This is a genomic window from Veillonella seminalis, assembly GCF_003992065.1.
Lineage (GTDB): Bacteria > Bacillota > Negativicutes > Veillonellales > Veillonellaceae > Veillonella_A > Veillonella_A seminalis.
This window is the reverse complement of sequence record NZ_RQUZ01000004.1, coordinates 150,630-172,056: the sequence shown is the minus strand read 5'-3', so window position 1 is coordinate 172,056 and position 21,427 is coordinate 150,630. Positions and strand designations below refer to the sequence as shown.

Annotated in this window: 17 protein-coding genes, 1 tRNA gene and 1 riboswitch; of the genes, 11 read left to right on the top strand and 7 right to left on the bottom strand. The window is 42.7% G+C overall.

All coding sequences use genetic code 11. The features are described 5' to 3' along the window. The first annotated feature begins 342 nt into the window (after window positions 1-342). Window positions 343-1,053 carry a hypothetical protein gene (locus EO126_RS04125; protein WP_006556480.1) on the top strand — a complete coding sequence of 237 codons (711 nt, stop codon included), beginning with the start codon at window positions 343-345 and terminating at the stop codon, window positions 1,051-1,053. A gap of 8 nt (window positions 1,054-1,061) precedes the next feature. Here EO126_RS04125 and EO126_RS04120 read toward each other — a convergent pair whose 3' ends face one another. Together EO126_RS04120 and EO126_RS04115 are read right to left on the bottom strand one after the other, a co-directional pair. Next, complete coding sequence (locus EO126_RS04120; protein WP_006556481.1) at window positions 1,062-1,424, bottom strand: nucleoside triphosphate pyrophosphohydrolase family protein; 363 nt, start codon at window positions 1,422-1,424, stop codon at window positions 1,062-1,064. Window positions 1,425-1,638: 214 nt separating this feature from the next. After that, a riboswitch (cobalamin riboswitch) is annotated at window positions 1,639-1,812 on the top strand. Between the two features lie 481 nt (window positions 1,813-2,293). Further along, a tRNA-Leu gene (locus EO126_RS04115) sits at window positions 2,294-2,378 on the bottom strand. 267 nt (window positions 2,379-2,645) lie between these two features. Between EO126_RS04115 and mfd the strand changes: the two genes are divergently transcribed. The 6 genes from mfd to EO126_RS04085 all read left to right on the top strand — a co-directional run bounded on the left by mfd (window position 2,646) and on the right by EO126_RS04085 (window position 10,921). After that, window positions 2,646-5,933, top strand: a complete 3,288-nt coding sequence (mfd, locus tag EO126_RS04110) for a transcription-repair coupling factor (protein ID WP_127007714.1) — start codon at window positions 2,646-2,648, stop codon at window positions 5,931-5,933. 17 nt (window positions 5,934-5,950) lie between these two features. Beyond that, window positions 5,951-7,534, top strand: coding sequence for a putative polysaccharide biosynthesis protein (locus EO126_RS04105; RefSeq protein WP_006556483.1), 1,584 nt, complete (start codon window positions 5,951-5,953; stop codon window positions 7,532-7,534). A 93-nt stretch (window positions 7,535-7,627) separates the two neighbouring features. Then, the gene (gene mazG / locus EO126_RS04100; RefSeq protein WP_225723662.1) at window positions 7,628-8,797 is read left to right on the top strand and encodes a nucleoside triphosphate pyrophosphohydrolase; all 1,170 of its coding nucleotides are present in this window, start codon (window positions 7,628-7,630) and stop codon (window positions 8,795-8,797) included. A gap of 75 nt (window positions 8,798-8,872) precedes the next feature. Then, the gene (locus tag EO126_RS04095) at window positions 8,873-9,175 is read left to right on the top strand and encodes an HU family DNA-binding protein (protein WP_006556485.1); all 303 of its coding nucleotides are present in this window, start codon (window positions 8,873-8,875) and stop codon (window positions 9,173-9,175) included. Window positions 9,176-9,349: 174 nt separating this feature from the next. Then, window positions 9,350-10,522, top strand: coding sequence for an MGDG synthase family glycosyltransferase (locus EO126_RS04090; protein ID WP_006556486.1), 1,173 nt, complete (start codon window positions 9,350-9,352; stop codon window positions 10,520-10,522). A gap of 66 nt (window positions 10,523-10,588) precedes the next feature. Then, window positions 10,589-10,921, top strand: a complete 333-nt coding sequence (locus EO126_RS04085) for a hypothetical protein (protein WP_006556487.1) — start codon at window positions 10,589-10,591, stop codon at window positions 10,919-10,921. 191 nt (window positions 10,922-11,112) lie between these two features. On the opposite strand, the gene EO126_RS04080 is transcribed toward EO126_RS04085, so the two are convergent. After that, entirely contained in the window at window positions 11,113-11,859 is a 747-nt protein-coding gene (locus EO126_RS04080) for a DUF4198 domain-containing protein (protein WP_006556488.1), read from the bottom strand. A 353-nt stretch (window positions 11,860-12,212) separates the two neighbouring features. Between EO126_RS04080 and EO126_RS04075 the strand changes: the two genes are divergently transcribed. The 3 genes from EO126_RS04075 to EO126_RS04065 all read left to right on the top strand — a co-directional run bounded on the left by EO126_RS04075 (window position 12,213) and on the right by EO126_RS04065 (window position 15,620). Beyond that, a complete protein-coding gene (locus tag EO126_RS04075) occupies window positions 12,213-14,186 on the top strand; it encodes an ABC-F family ATP-binding cassette domain-containing protein (RefSeq protein WP_006556489.1) in 1,974 nt (657 codons plus the stop codon). A gap of 413 nt (window positions 14,187-14,599) precedes the next feature. Continuing rightward, entirely contained in the window at window positions 14,600-14,779 is a 180-nt protein-coding gene (locus tag EO126_RS04070) for a hypothetical protein (RefSeq protein ID WP_006556490.1), read from the top strand. 331 nt (window positions 14,780-15,110) lie between these two features. Beyond that, window positions 15,111-15,620, top strand: a complete 510-nt coding sequence (locus tag EO126_RS04065; RefSeq protein WP_006556491.1) for a DnaA ATPase domain-containing protein — start codon at window positions 15,111-15,113, stop codon at window positions 15,618-15,620. 188 nt (window positions 15,621-15,808) lie between these two features. On the opposite strand, the gene EO126_RS04060 is transcribed toward EO126_RS04065, so the two are convergent. The 4 genes from EO126_RS04060 to EO126_RS04045 are packed head-to-tail and all read right to left on the bottom strand — an operon-like array spanning window position 15,809 to window position 19,995. Next, the gene (locus tag EO126_RS04060) at window positions 15,809-17,005 is read right to left on the bottom strand and encodes an ABC transporter permease (protein ID WP_164726700.1); all 1,197 of its coding nucleotides are present in this window, start codon (window positions 17,003-17,005) and stop codon (window positions 15,809-15,811) included. Further along, a complete protein-coding gene (locus EO126_RS04055; RefSeq protein ID WP_127007710.1) occupies window positions 16,995-17,666 on the bottom strand; it encodes an ABC transporter ATP-binding protein in 672 nt (223 codons plus the stop codon). Before EO126_RS04055 ends, EO126_RS04060 begins: the two co-directional genes overlap by 11 nt. 1 nt (window position 17,667) lies before the next feature. Further along, window positions 17,668-18,117 (bottom strand): hypothetical protein, encoded by a 450-nt coding sequence (locus EO126_RS04050; protein WP_225723663.1) that lies wholly within the window; start codon window positions 18,115-18,117, stop codon window positions 17,668-17,670. Window positions 18,118-18,144: 27 nt separating this feature from the next. Further along, window positions 18,145-19,995, bottom strand: a complete 1,851-nt coding sequence (locus EO126_RS04045) for an alkaline phosphatase (protein ID WP_006556495.1) — start codon at window positions 19,993-19,995, stop codon at window positions 18,145-18,147. A 507-nt stretch (window positions 19,996-20,502) separates the two neighbouring features. Between EO126_RS04045 and fabM the strand changes: the two genes are divergently transcribed. Beyond that, window positions 20,503-21,294 carry a trans-2-decenoyl-ACP isomerase gene (fabM, locus tag EO126_RS04040; RefSeq protein WP_006556496.1) on the top strand — a complete coding sequence of 264 codons (792 nt, stop codon included), beginning with the start codon at window positions 20,503-20,505 and terminating at the stop codon, window positions 21,292-21,294. Window positions 21,295-21,427: the final 133 nt, after the last annotated feature.

The window sequence follows — 21,427 nt, the reverse complement described above, 5'->3', positions numbered from 1 at the left end:
CATCGCGTAGTTCGGGACGTAAGATTTTGCTTTGCAAAATCCACAGGCCCGAACACATAGGTAGTCGCTGATTGAAGTGAGTGCGACGCACAAATCGTATTGCATCACTTTCTTTCGAGCGATAGCGAGAATGATAGGTAGTCGCTGATTAATAAGCTTTTAATATATCATAGGGGCTTGAAAAAGAAATAATAAAATTATAAGATTATTTATAAGAAGAATTATATAAATAATTAGGTAGAGTTTGTAGAATCGTTATATAGTTTTTATTTATTGAGGGTTATGATAAAACTTTTTCTTATTTAATGAGACTTTTAAAATTCGGGTTATAGGAGGTTTATCATGAAGGGGATTGTTATCAGATTCATGTTTTCTATTGCTTTATTAATAGGTATTGCCATACAGTCTATTGCAGCTTATTCTTACACTATGACAAGTGATTTTGCAGCTGAAAAAAGTAGAGTGTCCTTTATTATGCGAAGTGTTGAGGGGAGTAGTTATAATGTTTATATTGTAGGCGAAGGTGAAAAGTATGCCGGAGCTACGGCGCCTTGGGCTCGGAGTAGCAGAGGTGATTTAATATATAAAGCAAAATCCTATATGCCTTATATTTCAGATTTAAATGATATAATTGCATCTCAACAGAATGTTAAACTCTTTGGCGATAAGATAAATGATGAATATATAAATGTGACTGGCCCTACTTATACAGGTGGAGTGTATGTAATTAAAGGGAATAATGGACAACCGGATATTTTAGTGTCTGCTGTGCAGACGACAGGCGGAGGTTTTGTAGATTATCGTTTCTTTACTATAAAAAATGGCGAATTAAAACAAATGAAACTTTTATACTCTAATCAAAATACAAGACTAGTATTTATGGGATATGTAGGTAACGGTCCTCAATCACTTTCTGATGGGACAATAGCATTACCGTGGTTTAAGCAAAAAATTAGAGGAGCAATAGATTCAGGGACCTATACTTCTGTCTTTATGCCGGACTATAATAATTTAATTTTAATTTGGGCGTATACCGTAAAAGGGGAGTCATAAATTTATCTTTACGGTAACTCTTTTTCTTTCGTCTCAATAAAGTCCACAATAGCCTTTTCAAAATCCACCCCCATACGATCGGCTAACGCAGCAAGCCACCAAACACACTCACCCAATTTATGTGGTAACAATGTTTCTAAATCTTTAGCCGTATTTTCGGTAGGCCATGTCTTTTCATAAGCCATGGCCATTCTGCCTATAAGAGCGGCATCGGTTAAGAAGCCTAAGGCATCTTCCTCTATGGTCCAACGCTTGCCGTTAATGGTGTCTTCTAATTTATGATAGGACTCTCTGACAGCTAAATTACGATCAATTGCTTCCTTTAGCAACATTGGATTTTCAAAATTAACTTTATTTGTTGTGTCTTTCATGATAGTCTCCTTTTAAAGGTATTGGAAAGTTGGGTTTTTCTATAAATTCAGTATAGCATTTAGAGGGGCAGAATAATTAATATATATCCCCAAAAGAGCGATTTTATTATGTTTTTATACAATTCAAATTATAATGAGAAATAATGACAATAGTTTATTGACAATGCATAAAAATCATGTTACTATACGTGTATAGAAAGTAAACAATAAACAAAATACATAGTTGGGAATAGGTGCAGAAATGCATAATAGAGAAGTCGGTGCAAGTCCGACACGATCCCGTCACTGTAAGGCTGAGCGAATCTCATTTAAGTCACTGGGTAACACTGGGAAGGCGAGAGGAGCGGTGAAGCTAAGTCAGGAGAACTGCCTATTCATCATTCACCATTTGACCTACGAGCGATAGGGAGGAGAATCATATATCCTTTTTCGCATGCGTCGAGAAAGGCTTTTTTATTGCCTACATTGATGATGCATGTGACACCCGTACCGGTCATGGCTATGGATATTTGGTATTATCACGCAAGTGTTAATATATTGTCATGATAATGTATGGGCGTACATTTTCATCATCTCCTAATCGAAGGCTCTACAAAATACTGTGATGGGTATTTTGTAGAGCCTTTGACCTTTAATATACATTTGTAAGCCGCAATAGCAGCGTATGGGCAAAAAGATAAAAGAGCGCAAACAACATATTTATATAGGTCCACAGCACTTTTTACACACACTTTTTGTCCTATAACTCTATAACTCCAATAGCAATCGAGGACAAAATAAAAAGAGTGATGCAAAGCACCACTCTTATAAACATTATATTTCAAATTTTAGGCAATAAAAAAAGCCCCAAAGGGCTTAAAGTTCGTAGCTGGTGCGGGAGAAGGGACTTGAACCCCCACGCCCGAGGGCGCCAGATCCTAAGTCTGGTGCGTCTGCCAATTCCGCCACTCCCGCAACAAAGATATATTATCATACAAAAAGCTATATCGTCAATAGATAAATGTAAAATTTGTAAAGTCGAAATGGGGGTATCAATACATTTTATTCTAGGCAGCGTACTCACCTCGAGGCTGAATACGAACAAAGACCAATTCATATTGATGTTGTATGCCGCCTATGGTAAACTAGACATATACTTTGTAATAACAAGGGGCTTTGGCGTTGCTAAAGCCCGTTTTGTCGTTGCTATATGAGAGTAAGAAGAAGGTAATAGAAAATCCAATGGAAACATTACAGGAATTATTATATAAATATCCTGCCTATAAAGAGGCGGAAGGACTTTTTAGTAAAAAGGGCAAGCATGTAATATCAGGACTCGGGGGCTCCCAAAAACCGTTTATTTACAGCACGGCCATGAAGGCTAAAGAACAGCGGCCTACCATTGTTTTGGTCCATGATAAGAATCATAAAGAACAATGGGAACGAGATTTGGCATTCTTTTTGCCGGATGTGGACGTTATGCCGTTTCCTATTACCGAAAAAGTCACATTTATTACGGCGGCGCGCAGCTTAGAAAACCAGGGGCTGCAGATGCGAGCCTTAGGTGCCTTATTGCACGATGAGCCGGTTGTAGTTATCGCTACCATTGATGAAGCGACGCAGCGCATTTTGACGCCGGAAGAATTAAAAGAAAGTGTTATACATTTAGCCACAGGTGATATTGTAGAGCGAGAAATTATGCTCGAAAAGTTAGTAACCTTAGGCTATGAACGAACAGACCAGGTGGAACAACGTGGTCATTTTAGCGTGCGCGGCGATATTATCGACGTATTCCCGGTAAATAGCGATAACCCGTATCGTATTGAGTTTTTTGATGATGAAATCGATACCATTCGTACTTTTGCCTTAGATACACAGCGCTCCATCGAATCAGTTAATCATATGACGGTTATGCCATTCCATATGAATGATACCTCGGAAGAAGGATCCTTGTTGAGTTATGGCAAAAATGCCTTGCTTTTGTATGACGAACCGAATCGGCTACAAGATGCCTTGAAGGGCTTTTTAAAAGAAGATGCCATTCATCGTCAACAGCATTTTACTTGGTCAGAGCTCATGAACACGAATGCCGTAAAGAGTGAAATTGCTTTTAACTTCCTGCAGCAACGCGTATCAGGGTTAGCCGGTTTTGACAGTATTGGGCTTCAAAGCAAGTCTATGATGTCCTTTGAACGGCAAATGCCGCTCTTAATCGATGAAATCGACGTATGGCTTACCCAAGGACGTCAAGTAGTGCTCGTCATGAATAATTTACAGCGTCGCGAAGGCTTGGAACGAGCTTTAAGCGAAGCGAATATCGCTTATGAAGTGAGCGATGGCCTGAAAGCGACTAAAGATGCCGTACTCATAGTGAGCGGCCTTTTATCGGAAGGCTTTGAATTACCCCTTTGTAATCTTGTAGTGGTAACGGAAGGTAATATTTTTGGGCAACAGAAGCGTAAGCTTCGTAAAAAAGTGCCGAAGAGCCAAGAAATCACGTATTTTACCGATTTGACGCCGGGGGACTATGTAGTCCATGCCCTACACGGTATCGGTAAGTATGTAGGCCTCAAAACGATTGAAACGGAAGGCATTCACAAGGATTACATCGAAATCGCCTATGCGGGCACCGATAAATTATTCTTGCCCGCCGATAATCTCGATCAATTGCAGAAATATATCGGGAATGAAGGAGATGTGCCGCGCATTCACAAGATGGGCGGTCGCGAATGGGGCAAGGTGCGTCAAAAAGCGCAGAAATCCATCGATGATTTGGCGGAAAAGCTGGTAGAACTCTATGCGCAGCGTGAAGTAGTGGACGGGTTCGCCTTTGAACCGGACGATACCTTCCAGATGGAATTCGAAGAGGCCTTCCCTTATGAAGAAACGGAAGACCAATTGCAAGCCTCTCAGGAAATTAAGGCTTCCATGGAACTGCCTCATCCCATGGACCGATTACTTTGCGGTGATGTAGGTTTTGGCAAAACGGAAGTGGCTATGCGTGCTATTTTTAAAGCCGTGAAAAGCGGCAAACAGGTAGCCGTGTTAGTGCCGACAACAGTGTTGGCGCAGCAACATTTTCAGACCTTTACGGACCGTTTAGGGGCCTTCGGCGTGCGGGTAGAAGTACTCAATCGTTTCCGCTCGGCCGGTGAAAAACGGGATATTATTAAGCGTGTTGCCAATAAGACGGTTGATGTCTTAATCGGGACCCATGCGCTTTTAAATAAAAAAGTGGCCTTCAAAGACTTGGGGCTCCTCGTGGTGGACGAAGAACAACGTTTTGGTGTGGCGCAGAAAGAAAAATGGAAGAGCTGGGCCAACAATATCGACGTCCTTACCTTGAGTGCTACGCCGATTCCGCGAACCTTGCACATGTCGCTTGTCGGGGTGCGTGAAATGAGTGTTATCAACACGCCGCCGGAAGACCGTTTGCCGGTACAAACCTATGTGGTGGAATACGATATGAAACTCATTGCGGAAGCCATTCGCCGTGAAATTCAACGTGGCGGACAAGTTTATTTTGTTTATAATCGCGTAGCTTCCATTGAGCATATGGGTGAATTATTGGAAGCAGCCATGCCTGATTTGCGCTTTGCCATTGCCCACGGGCAGATGGTGGGCAGTGAAATGGAAGCCATTATGGTTGATTTCTATGAAGGGCATTATGATTTATTGCTTTGTACCAGTATTATTGAAACAGGACTTGATATTCCGAATGCCAATACGATTATCGTGTACGATGCAGATCGTTTGGGCTTATCGCAGTTATATCAGATGCGCGGCCGCGTGGGACGCTCTCGTCGTCGTGCCTATGCGTACTTCTTGTATCGCCCGGATAAAATGCTTAGTGAAACAGCGGAGAAACGCTTGAAAGCGATTGAAGAATTCACCGAATTGGGCGCCGGCTTTAAACTGGCTATGCGCGACCTTGAAATTCGTGGGGCCGGTAATTTATTGGGCTCACAGCAGCACGGAAATATTGCGTCCGTCGGGTTTGCCCTCTATTGTTCCATGTTGGAAGAAGCGATTGCAAAAGCCCAGCATAAGACGATTACCAAGACGGTGGAAGTGGATCCGGTTATCGACCTTGGCATCGATGCCTTTATCGATGAGGCCTATATCAATGATACGGCTCGTAAGATTACGATTTATCAGCGCTTATTGCAGATTCGGAAATTGGAAGATTTTGACGAATTCACCGACGAATTGATTGACCGCTTCGGCACGCCCACACCGCCGGTGGAACGCCTTTTAAAACTGGCACGCATTAAAGAACGGGCAAGAGCCATCGGCATCAAGAGTATGGTTATCCGTGAAGGCGTTTTGATTATTCACTGGGCCGACCTTGAAAAGATGGGCGGCTGGGATCCCGGTTTAGTGGCGACAAAGGTTTGGCAACATGTTAAAATAGATAAAAATAATGTGTTACGTTACAGCCCTATTGAAGCGGGAACTTCCGTATTGACCACAGTTGAGGTGTTAATGGGGGAATTGGAAAAACGTGACCCTCAATTACAATCTCAGTAAGCTTTAGGAGGAACCGTATGAATCGATTTTTAAAAGGGGCTATGATTCTTACCTTAGCGGGCATCATTGTGAAAATTATAGGGGCCTTCAGTAAGGTCCTGTTGGCACGTATTTTAGGCGGTGAAGGCATCGGCTTATACCAGATGGCCTATCCCATATATCAGATTATCGTAAGCCTTGCTACGGCAGGATTGCCGGTGGCCATATCGATTATGATTGCCGATAAATTGGCATATAAAGATATCCGCGGGGCATCCAAAATTTTCCGCGTATCGGCCACCGTATTATTTGCGTTGGGTGCCTTTTTCAGTGTGGCTTTATTCTTATCCGTGCCGTGGCTTGTCGAATCGGAATGGCTGACGGATCCGCGTAGCAGTTATGCACTCATGGCGTTGGCACCGGCTATCGTGGTAGTGACCATATTGAGCTGTTTACGCGGTTATTTCCAAGGTTTTCAGGATATGTTGCCGACCGGTGCTTCGCAGGTTGTGGAACAATCTTTGCGCGTAGCTTGCATGGTTGGCTTTGCGCTGTTCTTATTACCGTTTGGTTTGCCTATGGCAGCGGCCGGCGCGACGCTTGCGACCTTTCCGGGCGTTGTGGGCGGCGTATTGGTGCTCTTGTATTTCTATCGCCGGCAACGCCATTTACGGGCTAAACTTTTGGCTGAACAGGCTGCGGATATCATCCCGGAAAGCTCATGGCAAATTATGAAACGCTTGTTTATTTTGGCGATTCCTGTTTCTATGGCCAATATTATGATGCCGATTGTGTCGGGGATTGACCTCGGGGTAGTCCCGCAGCGTCTCATTGATGCGGGCTATTCGGTTCGCGAAGCGACCACTTTGTTTGGGTATTTAACAGGCATGGCCACATCGTTGGTTAATTTGCCGATTATTTTAACGACTTCCTTGGCAGCCAGTTTGGTACCGGCGATATCCGAAGCGTATACGAAACGGGATACGCTTGAGATTCAGAATCGCAGCCATGTAGCACTCAAAATTACCACATTGATTACCGTGCCGGCCTTTGTCGGTTTATATGTGTTGGCAACGCCGATTTCGGAACTCTTATATGCGACCCCGAATGCGGGCGGTCCGATTGCCGTTATGAGCCTCAGCATCTTTTTGTTGGGGGTTCAACAAGTGAGTACGGGGATTCTCCAAGGTCTTGGTCATACGGCGATTCCAATGGTGAATTTATTTGTCAGTACGCTGATCAAAATTCCGCTCAGCTGGTATTTGACGGCACTCCCCGAATGGGGCATTAACGGGGCTGCATGGTCAACCAATATAGATTTCGGTTTGGCCGCTTTATTAAATATGATTTTTGTGCGCCGTTACATTAAGTATAAGGTGCCGTGGTTGGAATTGAGTAAAATATCCTTGGCCGCGTTTGCTATGGGCGGTGCGACCGTTATGACCTACTCGTTCTTTGAACCGCTCTTAGGCGGTAATTTAGCGGTTTTAGGGGCTATTATAGTGGCTATTGTTATTTATGGTGCCGGTCTTTTGATTACTAAGGCTGTAAAAGACGATGAATGGGCTGTTATGCCGTTCATCGGAAAACGATTGGCAAAACTCCGCCGCAAGTCCAAATAATGTCGGTATTTAAAATAGAACAGCAGAAACAAGTACCAATAACGAAATTTTTAAGGAAATTGAACAGAGGCAAAAGAATTAAAAGGAGATTGTATGTCGATTCAAAATATCAGTCGTCTGCTTGACGAATTGGAATTGGACATTACGCAAGGTTTGTTTGTTATCGGAGCAGAACGAAGTGAAGACATTCCGTTCGACTTGAACGGCACCTTGTTAGTGGCCGATTTGACAGAAGAACACGAACTTTTGACAAACCTTGGTAATGTGCTGGCTACACGGTTCGGAGCTAAAAATCATATCAGCTTGTTTGGGATTACCGCTACGGATATAATAGCGACGCAGGAAACCATCGCCATACATTCGTTAGGAGCGGATGGAGCGGCTTATATGGCGAAACAGCAAGCCTTGTCGACTAAAGAGTTGGATTGGGTATTAATGTACCAACCGGACGTATCTGAAGCGGCGATTGGCAGTGCCTTTACTTTACAGCCGTTAATCGACGTAGTAGCTGCTTTAAGAGCACCTGACGGCTGCTCTTGGGATCGATTGCAAACTCACAGTACGCTACGCCGATATCTTTTGGAAGAAGTGTACGAAGTACTTGAAGCGATTGATAACCGGGATACGAATAATCTTCGTGAAGAATTAGGCGATGTGTTGTTACAAATTGTATTCCATGCAAGACTTGCGGAAGAGCAGGGGCTGTTTACGGTTCAAGATATTATTGATGATATAACGGCCAAAATGATACGCCGTCATCCGCATGTGTTTGCTAAGGCTACATCGAAAGAATTAGCTGAAACCCAGTTAAATTGGGAAGCTTTAAAGTCTCAAGAGCCGGGGCATGACAAAAAAACTTTGCTTGGTGGCATATCTAAAGGCTTGCCGGCTTTGTTGGGAGCGCAAAAATTACAAGAAAAGGCCGCGAAGGTAGGTTTTGACTGGGATTCTGAGCCTCCGGTGTGGGCTAAATTTAAGGAAGAAATTGCTGAATTTAAAGAGGCGATTGCCCAAAAAGACTATGAAAATGCAGAATTAGAGGGCGGTGACGTGCTTTTTTCCTTGATTAATCTTCTAAGATGGTATAAAATAGGCAGTGAAAATGCACTAAACCGCACCAATAATAAGTTCCGACATCGTTTTGCCCATGTAGAACGATGTGTTAAAGACAGCGGAAAATCGTGGAAGGACTTTTCATTAGAAGAATTGGACTTATTTTGGGAATCGGCTAAAGTGTCTGAACAAAAACATTCATTGAAATGATTTGTTAAGCGTGATATACTCTAACAAGTTAGTAACAATGAATGGATACATTCTATTTTTTAAGGAGGTTCTGTCATGAATAAAACAGAATTAATCGCAAGCGTTGCTCAGAAAGCCGAATTAACTAAAAAGGATGCTGAAAAAGCAGTTAAAGCTGTGTTCGACACAGTAGCTGAAGAATTAGCAAAAGGCGAAAAAGTTCAAGTAATCGGTTTCGGTACTTTTGAAGTTCGCGAACGTTCCGCTCGTGAAGGCCGCAACCCACAGACCGGCAAAGCTATCACTATTGCAGCTTCCAAATCCCCTGCATTCAAAGCCGGCAAACAGTTAAAAGAATTAGTAAACGTACAAACTAAAGTTAAACCTCGCAAAAAATAATTTGCCCGGTTTTAAAAGAGACCGCCCATGATGCTTCAGAGTCTGAATAGACGGCTGCAGCTGTTACCTTAAGGTAAAAAGGGGGTCTCTTTTTTTAATGCAAAAATTACATTCTTTCCCGCTGTTCATCAAGGAAAATATGATATAATTAAAACAACAGGGAAGGAGACATTTATGAGCAAGCCAGATCGAATACTCATAGTATCAGCTTCAATCGGGACCGGTCATACGCAAGCGGCCAGGGCCATTGAAGAGTATTGGGCACAGAAAAATCCTGATGCCATTATTACCCATGTAGATTTTTTAAATACAAACAGTTTTTCTTTTGATAATTTGATTAAAGAAACGTATATTAAAATGATTGATGTGTTCCCTATGATGTATGATGTTATTTATCGTATGTCACAAGGGGATAAAAAAGGCAGCACCGCACAGACGGCGTTGTCGTGGATGTTGAAACGTCGTATGTTAAAACTGATTAATCGGGAAAAACCGGATATTATTATCTTTACGCATCCTTTTCCCTGTGGGGCGGCTTGTATTTTAAAACGCCAGCATTTAATTGATGTACCTTTGGTAGCTGTAATTACGGATTTTCAAGTACATCAATTCTGGGTGTATAAACAGATTGATGCCTATTTTGTAGGTACCACTTCGATGGTGGATGAATTATGTAAGGCCGGCATTCCGGCAAATAAGATTACGATTACGGGAATTCCGGTTCGCCGTACTTTTTATGAACATCGTTTAACCGAGTATAAACATGCGTATCCGGTTAAGGTTCTTATTATGGGCGGTGGTCTCGGCCTCGGTTGTGTAGAATCGGCACTGCAACATTTAGACGAAGTATCCGGTATTGATGAGCTCATCGTTATTACCGGGCGCAATGCGGAGCTTTACGAAGGGCTTATGAGCATGCGTAAAAACTTGCGCACCCCTACGACGATATACGGCTATACCTTGGAAGTTGCCAAATTGATGCGGGAAGCGGCCATGTTGGTTACCAAACCGGGCGGCTTAACCTGTATGGAAGCCGTTACGGTTGGCGTACCGATGGTTTTCTTCAGCGCTATTCCGGGACAAGAAGAAGGGAATGCAGCCTTTTTTGAACAACAGGGCTTTGCCCGTTGGGTGCGAGACATTCATGATTTGCATGGTGTAGTGACCGGTTTATTAAGTAATCCGGAACGGCTGCATGAGATGTCACGCGAGGAATTGCATTGGAAACTGGATGGGGCAGCCAATATTGTCAGAGCAGTTCAGGGGTTGTTAGATGAGCGTAAGAAGCCTGTCGGTGATGTTAATATGTCTGTTGGCGATGTTAAAAAGTCTCTTGCGAAGCTTTAGAAATTTTTGTACAATGGACTAAACATCCCGAAAGGGATTGAGGTTTTGTATTAAAGGAGGATTCGTATGGACGGCGACGCGCTGGAATCGTTTTATGAGAATTTAGGTTTTGAATTAGTTGAGATTGACGATCGGGAAACATTATTTTATCAGATTGATGATGATGGTGATTATGCTACCATTACCGATGAAGACGGTGGTGTGCCGACTTCGTTGAAGGAACCGATTATTTTTAACCTATATGATGAAATTGATTCGTTTCAGTGGAGTGTGACAGTAGAAGATTCTGAATACTTTGGTGAATTGTTTACTCGCGTAGAAGATACGGACGAATTACTTGCGGTGTTGAAAGATATTCGGCAAGAAAATATGGCTCGTTATGACGATAGCCTAAACTAATCCAAAGCGGGTTTAAATGTATAAGTCTGTAGCCCGAAATATAATCAAGTAATTAAAAATGGACTGTAACGAAATTGAGCGTTTTGACTCATATTTCAGTTACAGTCCATTTTTGTTGAGGAGGGTAGCAGAAAGCAGTATTACATGTTGTCTACCATTGCCATTATTTGTCGTGACAGCAAATAATAGACTTAGTCTTCTTGCGGATACAAGGTGAAGCTTAGGCTGGTAAAGATTTTATCCTGCGTAGCAAGACCGTCCGATTGAGGATATGGGAAGGCGAGTTCAACGCCGATAACATTCACGCTGCCGTTGCGGACAGGTAAGTAGGCTTTGCCGTCTACGTCGGTTTTTTCAACGACGGTATGGTGATTAATTAAATCCGGAATAATTTCCACATTTGGCATTGGCCGTCCTTCATGCAATACTTGAACCGGTAAAATATCACCGACATTGAGTTGCGTAGGATCCACTAAGGGCACGATTTGATATGGAATATTCGGAATAGCTTTAGGGGTTCCCACTTTACCCAGGTAGTTAATGCTGTATTTAATGGCATGGGTTCCTTTAATAGCACCCGGCACATCCTTCATTGGGGCATTATGTACTTTTTTCTGACTGTCCACGGACCAATAGCCGTAATCGAAGACAACAACCGCTACGCTTGTATTTTCACTTGGCGAAATAGTCACATGGTCGGCAAAATTTTGTTGCGGAATCGCTACCGGTTGGTAATCCTTAGTGTAGCCGATTAAAGATTCAACCATACTTGGCTGATACGCATTGTCTACAGGGCCTTCGCCGAGAATTAACTGGATTTGGTCAAGGCGGGGACCCACCCAAAGGCCGTGGGCCGAGGTAACACTTACCGCAGCAGTTGTTAAAAGAGCGGCGGCACATAATGAGGCGGTGGCTTTAACTAATTTACTTCGAATCATAGAACACACTCCTTAAAAAATACTAAAAATACCTAATACCTAATGTGAATGCTTTCATACTAAAAATGCATTCATATTATTCTTATCATAACTGATAAAATTACCAATGTCAATAATGGGAATCATTATTTTTTTTTCATAATTAAAATAACAATCGGTAGAGGAAGATAATCGGCATTTAATCATAATCAAAGCGGTAGGTCATACCGGGGATGTTTGGTAAAGCGGGCTGTATGCGGTATAATAAGCATAGACAATTAAGATGAATTAATATTGATGAAAATCATTGGCGCAACTGAGTTATATAGAAGTTAATAACAGTTGCCATGATTATTGAAAAGGATTAGAACGATATGAACGTGTTAACACTGCAGGATGTAAGCCAATCGTACGGTACGCGGCGCTTATTTGAAGATGCCAACATGACCTTTACCGATAATAAACGCATCGGTTTAATTGGCGTTAACGGCACCGGTAAGTCCACCTTCATGCGCATGCTGGCGGGCCTTATCGAGCCGGAAAAAGGGACGATTTTGCGTAATGGCAAGGCGTCGGTATATTATTTGCCGCAAGCACCGGAATTTGACGAAGACGCATCCTTATTGGAAAATATATTTTTGGCGGACCATCCGGTTTTAAAATTAGTCCGTGAATATGAACGCATTGACCAACAGAATCCGGGTAGTCCCGAGCATTTGAAATTATTGAGCCGTATGGATACGGAAGGGGGCTGGCAGGTTGAGCAGCAAGCCCGCACAATTTTGACAAAATTGGGATTCACCGATTTGATGCGGCCGGCTAAAGAGTTAAGCGGTGGTCAACGACGCCGTTTGGCCTTAGGTCAGGCCTTGTTATATCCCAGTGATTTACTGCTTCTCGATGAACCGACTAACCATTTGGACGAAGCCAGTATCGAATGGCTTGAAAAATATCTCTTAGGCCGCAAAGGCGGTCTTGTAATCAGTACGCATGACCGCTATTTTCTGGACGCTTTGAGCGATGAAATTTTAGAATTGTCCGACCGTCATTTTTACAGCTATGAAGGGACGTATGAAACGTTCTTAACTTTAAAGGCGGATCGAGAAGAGCGGGAAGCGGCTACGGCGGAAAAACGTCATCAGTTCTTAAAACGAGAACTCGCTTGGGTACGTCGCGGAGCACAAGCACGTTCGACGAAGCAAAAAGCCCGTTTGCAGCGTTATGAAACGTTAAAAGCGCAAGATGTGGCGCGACGCACCGATACGTTAGATCCGATTGCCCTTAAGAGTCGTTTGGGCAAGACGATTTTTGACATAGAGCATCTGACATTCAGTCGCGGCGATATTCCGATTGTTAAAGATTTCACCTACCATGTGGTGCGACATGACCGCATCGGTATCGTGGGACCGAACGGTATCGGCAAATCCACATTTATGGGCTTATTGGACGGACAGTTTGAACCGGATGCAGGAACCCTCGGACGCGGTGAAACGGTCCGGATAGCGCATTTTACGCAAGAATTACCCGTATTTGATGAGGACCAACGGGTATTGGACTACATTCGTGAAGACCATCGCTACATGGTGTTGGCCGATGGCAGCACATTGAGTGCCGGCCAGATTTTGGAACGTTTCCTCTTTACGCCGGAATTACACGGCGTGCCGATTCGCAAATTATCGGGCGGTGAAAAACGACGCCTCTATTTGTTAAAACTCCTCATGAGTGCCCCTAATGTGCTCTTATTAGACGAACCGACCAATGATTTGGATATTCCTACCTTGGAAGTCCTGGAAGACTTTTTAGATTCCTTCAGCGGCATTGTCATTACGGTTTGCCATGATCGTTACTTCTTGGACCGCGTTGTGGATAAATTATTCGTGTTTAAGGGGAACGGGCAAATTGAAATCGTCCATGGCGCTTATTCGGAATATCGCGATATGTTGGATGAAACGGAAGCACAAAATGGCATCGGTGTGTTGGCCGGCGGTAAATTAAATAGCGGTGCAGTCGGTCATCAAGCAACCGACGCGCAGCCTGAATCGTCAAAAGAAACGGCGAAAATTGCCTCTGAGGGCGTTCAGAGCTCTAAGACGACTAATGATACTCATATTGAAGCAGAAGGGGCTCCGACCGCATCTAAACCGCTTACAAAGGCGGAACAGGCGGAGCTTGCTCAATTGGAGCTTGATATTTCGGAGCTGGAAGGCTTATTAAAAGCTTATGACGCTATGCTTAATCAGGCGGGCGGCGATTACGAAGCCATGTCAAAGACGATGGCGGAACGAGCTGATGTAGCTGCCAAATTGGATGCTAAAACAGAACGGTGGTTAATGCTCGCTGAGCGGTAACATAAAAATCGATTGTGTCGAAGTTTAATATAAAATTAATTTTGGCGAGTGATACTATAAAAAAGATTTAAATCAGGCGATACTAAAAAAATGATGTTATAATTTTTATAGTAATACCTTCGATTTTAAGGTATTAAATTTTTATAAAATAAAATTATAATACTTTGGAATTCGGACATAATTAAAAATAATTTATTTTTTGGATACTCCATTCGGCTTATTTTGATAAAATACGCCGTATAAACAAGAAATTTGATTTATACCTTTGAAAGATATAAACAATTTGAAAAAGTTTAAGGTATACATGAAATAAAATATTGAATTTTGTCGCTTGAATAGTATATACTAGAAACAGAGAAGAATAGTTATTTTTTTGCATGGCAGTGTTACGCATTTCTCAAGGGAGGATCGTTATGATGAAAAGTAACAAGTGGGGCGGCAAACGCGCTGGCGCAGGTCGCAAAAAATCATTATTCGACCGCAAGGGTCGTACATTCCGTTTAACGGATGCAGAATTTTTGGAAGTTAAGCCTTTAATTGACGCAATTCGTAAACGTACTGAAGCAGCGGCTTTAGCAGCAAAAATTAAGTAGTGTCAGTTAAGGACTGGGGAGAGTCCGAACATATTTGCTCATCGGTATGTTATTAGATAAGCAGATTGTTATTCCTACTTCTAATTTTCCTAGACAATGTAATGGATAGGTATAAGGACTATCGGCAACCGAATAGTTTTCGGTTGCCGATTTTTCTGTGTTCAGATAAGTGTGAGTGTTATTATTTTGAATGTTTTTTTCAATTATGAGACAGACTCATTTTTTATTGTTATAAAGAAACGGAATTTTCTGTTATAATATACAGTAGTGATAATAATTCACAATAAAGATAACTATATAATTTATGATAGAATATGCAAGGAGATATAGAATGAAAGAAACAATACATACTGATATTTTAAAGAAAACCGATACTATCGTTAAGGCTGATGCCCGTCATACCTTTGACACGGTAGCTACGGCATTAGGTGCGGAAGAACACAACCCGCTCGTTGTAGTAGGCACTGTCGAGAAGATGGAAAATGTAGGGGAGATCGTAAAACGTGAATCGTTGGACATCACTCCTAATTTGGTAATTAAAGAGTTTACCGGTCAGGGCTTGGCTGAGGCCTATATCGATAGTGTAACTTATGGCTATGTAGCTGATTTTATGGAAGAATTTGTGCGTATCGATATGCTCTTAGTCAGCGAATTTGACTATGTAGTGCGTGAAGCGGACGAAACAGTGCAACGCGGTTTATTGCGTTTATTTGAAGGTCTGGTGCGCAATAATCGTCAGGTTGTATTTACGATGACTCAGGAACCGGAAACGTATGAAGCCTTAGTTTTACCGGCTTTGGCTGAACTCGTAAGCAGCGGTGCTTTTGTAGTAGTAAAATAAAAGTTTAATACATGCAGAAAAATAAGCTTTTAGAAAATAAATAAGATCTTATGCATACAAAAGGGCGCTAAAGTAACGCCCTTTTTTGCTGAAAATTTTTTGTAATACAAAAGGGATATATCAACGACGAACGGCCGGTTCTCGTGATATATCCCTTTCTGCGTAGGTGAGATTGTGTAAAACGTGTGTTAATTCATTACATCGTGTAATTGTTTTGCCTTCCGGTGGAATGCGTACACCGGTAAGAGGCTGACCGCAAGGCCTACGACTATGCAAAGGAGGGTGAGTTGCACAGACGCTGAGGAGATAGCCAGCGGCATAATGACTGCTGAACTGGTATTTAATGCATGGGCGAGGCCGATGTAAGCACCGAAGCCCATGAGCCAGCCAAAGAGTGCGCCCAGGCCTATAACGTAGGACGTTTGCTGAATCAAAATACTGTACAGCTGTTTTTGTGTTGTGCCGAGCGCTTTTAAGATGGCGTAATCGCGGAGTCGATTCACCGTTGCCAAATAGGCAGTTACCAAAACAACGGCCATGGCAAGTCCGATTAATAAGTAACCGATAGGCTGCCAAACTTTTTCACCGCGCCCCATGAGGTTGAAGAGTTGGGTAATGACTTGGGCGGGGAATACGAGTTGGGCATCTTTACGTTTGACAAATTGGGCGGCTAAGGTGTAGGCTTGTCCGAATCCTACCGGTTCTACCATGATAGCGGTAACATCGCCTTTCTCAGAAAGGTCTTTACCGTGTGCATGGAGTTGCCAAATACTTTCGATGGGAGTCAGAATCGCTTGATTATAAGGGCCGCCGGTATCGGCTAATATACCGACGACCGTAAACGATTCCTCCGGATGTTCTTTACCTTTGGCTAAGGTGCCATGTGTAGATTTGAAGGTATCACCGAGGTTGAGACCTAATTGTTTTGCCACATCTTGGCCGATAACTGCTTCAAAAGGGGTTTGGAGCGGGCGGCCCGATGAGAGGCGCAACCATTCCGGTTTAGTGTTATCTGCTCGTACGGTAAAAATTTCAGGTTCGGTACCAACCAGACGATATCCTTTTACACTATCGCCAAAAGCTAAAGGTATGGCTTGTTTTACTAATTTTGAATTGGCACGTAATTGAGTAACCTCTTGGTAACTGATGTTGGCCAGTGGTTTGTCTTGGAGAAAGACTGTGTTAAGTACAAATTGTTGGCTGCTTCCGGGAGAGCCTACGAGTAGGGTAAATGGTTCGGTCGCGGCGATGAGTCCACGCTGCAATCCGCTACCCAAAGAAACTACCAATACACTTAATGCAACTGCCAAGGCCATGACAAGAAGCAGGAGCGACGTGGTTAGAGGTTTGGACCAGAGTTGCTGCCAGGCTATTTTACGAATCATGAGAACCTCGCTTTGTAAAATGTAATTGATTAGTGAACTGAGAAATAATAGTCGTTTCATGACTGGCAATCAGTAAAGTGGCATTAGCTTCCGTGCTGTAGTTGCGCAGTAAGTCAATAACGATGGCACTGTTGGCAGCATCAAGACTGGCTGTCGGTTCATCGGCTAACAGTAGGGAAGGTTTTTTTATAAGCGCACGGGCGATAGCCACGCGTTGTTGCTCACCTTTACTCAATTGGGTCGGCTTTTTGTGGCGGAGATTGGTAAGGCCCATGATATCCATGAGCTTTACTGCTTCGTCCGTCATCTCTTTGTGCGTAAAACGATTGGCAAAGAAGGCACCGCTTATAATATTTTCTTCGGCTGTTAAAAAACTGAGCAGATTGAAGTCTTGAAAAATATAACCAACTTGTTGACCACGCCAATGATCGAGTTCTTTTGAGCTGATTTCGATCAAATTGACATCATCCGCCTGAATTGTGCCCGTAGTCGGTTGTAGGAGTCCGGCTATGCACTGGAGTAAGGTGGATTTGCCACTGCCGCTAACCCCGGTCAGGCACCATTGACTACCGGTAGGCGCTTCAAAGGCAGGTAAGTCCAATACGGTAATCATGGTGTCGCCGTCGGGGAATTGACGGGTCAGATTTTGAATCGTCAACATACTAATTAACCTCAGCACCGCGGAGTCGAACAAGACTTACAAAGCCTGTTTCGCCGTCAACGTAGCTGCCTACTTCCAATTGTCCCGTTACGGTAATATCCTGATCATAAGGTAAGGCCGTTACGGAATCGTCCATATAAACGACTACAATATCACTAGGCCAATCTGCATCAGTCGAGCAGAAGGGACAGATGGACATAGGTGTTTCGGTGAGTACAAAGAAGTTGATGCTCGGTTTTAAAGGTGGAGCCATATAACCTTGCATCGTTACACTTTGCCCGTTTAATGACAATAAGCTATCTGATAGAATAAGCCCTTCTGAAGTTGCGCCTGCATACATGTCTCCAAAATTCAGCCAAGACGCCAAAGCCGTATTGGGCATCATGGTGACAAAAAGCTGTACTGCGAGGCCAAGTAATAAAGGGCGTAGCCACTGTTTTAATCGCATCATTGTTCCTAGTCACATCCTTGTTAGAAATTATTTAGTGTTATCTTTGTTGCCGTCAACGCCAAGGGCACGGAGGATACCGAAGAATACTTCAGTGTTATCCATAACGCCGTGGAAGTATTCGGAACCAGGGCCTTGAGCCATGAGTACTACATCGTCAGCGGAGTGAACTTCGCTGGTTTCACCGGTAGTTGTAGGCAAGTCGCCTTGTACTAAGCGAGCACCCTGTGGAGCACGTTTAGGGTTAGCGATTACAAGACCATCTTTACCGGCCGTAGCAGGATCGGTTGGCGTATTTTGGAAACGATAGTTTTCATAATGATCTGGGGAGTTAGCGTATTGAACGGCCAAGGTTACATCAGCATCAGGGTTATCAGGGAAGCCGTCGCGGTTAGCATCGACGAATGTAGGCCAGCCTGCGTCACCGTATACACGAACTGCTTCACGACCCACTTTGCCGTCTTTTTCGCTATAAGTACCGGTAATACTGATACCGTGAGCATGGTCAGCTACTACGATAATTAAAGTATTGTCGCCGTGAGCTTTGGAGTAGTCCTGAGCCCATTTGATGGTTTGGTCAAATTCGATAGTGTCATAAGCGGAACGTTGCCAATCCATTGTATGTAATTGTTTGTCAATGGAGCCAGCTTCGGACATAAGGAAGAAACCGTTAGGGTTCTTTTCTAATACGTCTACCGCTTTTTTAGTCATATCTAAAAGACCTGGCTGATCATTGAAACCTTTAAGAACGGTTGGGTTCTGAGGTAAGAATGCACGGTCCATGTAAACGTTCATGGTATTCATAGTGAATAAACCGAGGATTGGTTTGTCAGCTGTAGTTTGAGCCAATTCAGTTTTGGTACCGGCAAATTGGTAACCTTTGTTCTTGAATTCTTGAATTACGTTTACGTTATCTTTACGTTTGGAGCCCGGGGTATCCAATGGTAAGAAGAATTGAGCACCGCCGCCCAATACAACGGCCGGTGGGTTTTTACGATTTAAGAAGTCCGTTGCAATGAAGTTCTGTTCGCCACGACGACGAGTATGTGCAGTTACGGCTGCAGGAGTTGCGTCAGTTACAGCCGCAGTTGTTACCATACCGTAGGACATATCTTTCGCGCGAGAAAGAATTTCAGAAATATTTTCTACTTTTGGATCGTCCAATGGATCCGGAGTGCTGTTTTCATAAACGCCCATAGCGTTAACAACAGATTTATTACCTGTGTTATAAGCGGATGCACTATTTGCGGAGTCAGTAACGATAGAGTCATAGCCGGAAGTAGTGATGAGAGCCATGTTTGGCATTTTTTCCATAGCTAATACGTCGTTGAATTTACCGTCGCTCATGCCTTTGGAAAGGATACGAGCTACTTCTTTGGCTTGCATGCTCATGCCGTCGCCAATGAAGAGGATAACGTTTTTAGCTTTCTTTTGAGCTTTTTCATTAACGACTTTGTAGTTAGCTGTTTGTTTGATAGCGCCTTGTGCTGTATTAGCTACTACGTTAACGCGTTTGTCGCCGGTATCTTTGAAAGATACATCGTTGATGCGATAGGAAATGTGATCAGCGTATTGAGTAATTGTAGCGTCTTGTTTGAAAACTTTGCTAGCGTCTTCACCGTTAACTGTTACAGCTACTTCTTTGGTAGTGAGTGGTAATTCCACTTCAAAGTCAAAACGTTGACCCTGCCAGAATTTTGCTTGGTTAATAGGCATTACTTTAATTGCGTTATTTGTCACAGCCGTGCTAGGTAAGTTTGCTTGAGAACTTACAGTTACTGCAGGAGCTGCTGCTTGTACTGCGGGCGTACTAAGACCGAACGCTAAGGCACCTGCTAAAGCAAAAAATACCATTTTACGTAAATGCTGCTTTCCGTTCATGAAAATACCTCCTAATGTATCAAATAAAAATGAACTTCTGCTCTCTTTATCCTAACAAAGTGCTAAAAAAAGATACAGAAAAAAGGCGGTAAAGTATTTGTAAAAGAATTGTAATAATAAAATTAATTGTCATATTTGAAGGAAAAATACGAGCAATAATCATTAATATGATATTATTTATGATTTATTCGTGTATGAATCTATAATGCGAAATAATAGTCTGTATTTCTGGGGAAAATAGAAAAATCTTGGAAAGCCGGGTCAACTATCAAGAAAAGATGTACTAATAATTAAATAGTTATTATTAATGAAAAATCAACGAAATGTTTATATAAAAATGGCGGAAACGTAAATATGCCGTGACTTTGCCTCTTTTCATTATCGAATAAATTCGGTATACTAATAACAAAGTAGTAGATAAAGTTTGAGAGGGCACTTTTTAGAATCCTGTAATTTAGGTAATATAAGGAAGGCTTTTGTTTCCGAGTATTAGAAATGGAGTAATCAATGGAATATACCAATATTTTGTATTCAGTAACTAACAAAATCGCAACAATTACCTTTAATCGTCCGGAAGTGCAGAACGGATTTAACATTCCTATGTGTAATGAAATCCTCGATGCCATTGAACGAACCGAAGCGGATCCGGAAGCACGCGTACTCTTAATCAATGCGGTTGGTAAGGTGTTTTCCGTCGGTGGCGATTTGTCGGAAATGAAACGTGCCGTAGAAGAAAACGACCAACAGTCTTTGGTGGCTATTGCCGAATTGGTTATGCAAATTTCCTTTGCTATGAAAAAAATGTCAAAACCGGTTGTTATGAGTACGGACGGCGCTGTAGCCGGTGCAGCCTTTAACATGGTTTTGGCTGCCGACATGTGTGTAGCTTCTACCAACAGCCGTTTTATCCAGGCTTTCGTTAACGTAGGTCTTGCTCCCGATGCGGGCGGTATGTTCTTGTTGACTCGTGCTATTGGTATGAATCGTGCTATGCAACTTGCCATGACCGGTGAAGCGGTAACTGCAGAAAAAGCTAAAGATTACGGTTTTGTCTACAAAGTGTGCGAACCGGAATTATTGATAAAAACGACAGATCGTCTGTGTGCCCGCTTGGCTAAAGGTCCTGAATTATCTTTTAAGGCGATGAAAGAAATGATGTGGGCCAGCGTATTCAGCGGTTGGGATGAGTATGCTAAGTTGGAAGTTCATTTACAAACAACCTTGGGCTTCTCGGAAGACTTCAAAGAAGGTGTACGTGCCTTTGCAGAACGCCGTCGTCCTAACTTCCAGGGTAAATAAGGCATTAATTGAGGGGCTATTTAATTTGACTAAATTAAATAGCCTTTATTTTTTACAAAACACTTGAATATTTTCATTTGTAAGCGTAATACTATATATAGGTAATATATAGCAACTATTTAAGCATAATAAT

What these genes read in the sequence shown, in the direction of transcription:
- EO126_RS04125 (WP_006556480.1), top strand. Translation starts at nt 343, where the DNA reads ATGAAGGGGATTGTTATCAGATTCATGTTTTCTATTGCTTTATTAATA.
- EO126_RS04120 (WP_006556481.1), bottom strand. Translation starts at nt 1,424, where the DNA reads ATGAAAGACACAACAAATAAAGTTAATTTTGAAAATCCAATGTTGCTA.
- mfd (WP_127007714.1), top strand. Translation starts at nt 2,646, where the DNA reads ATGGAAACATTACAGGAATTATTATATAAATATCCTGCCTATAAAGAG.
- EO126_RS04105 (WP_006556483.1), top strand. Translation starts at nt 5,951, where the DNA reads ATGAATCGATTTTTAAAAGGGGCTATGATTCTTACCTTAGCGGGCATC.
- mazG (WP_225723662.1), top strand. Translation starts at nt 7,628, where the DNA reads ATGTCGATTCAAAATATCAGTCGTCTGCTTGACGAATTGGAATTGGAC.
- EO126_RS04095 (WP_006556485.1), top strand. Translation starts at nt 8,873, where the DNA reads ATGAATAAAACAGAATTAATCGCAAGCGTTGCTCAGAAAGCCGAATTA.
- EO126_RS04090 (WP_006556486.1), top strand. Translation starts at nt 9,350, where the DNA reads ATGAGCAAGCCAGATCGAATACTCATAGTATCAGCTTCAATCGGGACC.
- EO126_RS04085 (WP_006556487.1), top strand. Translation starts at nt 10,589, where the DNA reads ATGGACGGCGACGCGCTGGAATCGTTTTATGAGAATTTAGGTTTTGAA.
- EO126_RS04080 (WP_006556488.1), bottom strand. Translation starts at nt 11,859, where the DNA reads ATGATTCGAAGTAAATTAGTTAAAGCCACCGCCTCATTATGTGCCGCC.
- EO126_RS04075 (WP_006556489.1), top strand. Translation starts at nt 12,213, where the DNA reads ATGAACGTGTTAACACTGCAGGATGTAAGCCAATCGTACGGTACGCGG.
- EO126_RS04070 (WP_006556490.1), top strand. Translation starts at nt 14,600, where the DNA reads ATGATGAAAAGTAACAAGTGGGGCGGCAAACGCGCTGGCGCAGGTCGC.
- EO126_RS04065 (WP_006556491.1), top strand. Translation starts at nt 15,111, where the DNA reads ATGAAAGAAACAATACATACTGATATTTTAAAGAAAACCGATACTATC.
- EO126_RS04060 (WP_164726700.1), bottom strand. Translation starts at nt 17,005, where the DNA reads ATGATTCGTAAAATAGCCTGGCAGCAACTCTGGTCCAAACCTCTAACC.
- EO126_RS04055 (WP_127007710.1), bottom strand. Translation starts at nt 17,666, where the DNA reads ATGTTGACGATTCAAAATCTGACCCGTCAATTCCCCGACGGCGACACC.
- EO126_RS04050 (WP_225723663.1), bottom strand. Translation starts at nt 18,117, where the DNA reads ATGATGCGATTAAAACAGTGGCTACGCCCTTTATTACTTGGCCTCGCA.
- EO126_RS04045 (WP_006556495.1), bottom strand. Translation starts at nt 19,995, where the DNA reads ATGAACGGAAAGCAGCATTTACGTAAAATGGTATTTTTTGCTTTAGCA.
- fabM (WP_006556496.1), top strand. Translation starts at nt 20,503, where the DNA reads ATGGAATATACCAATATTTTGTATTCAGTAACTAACAAAATCGCAACA.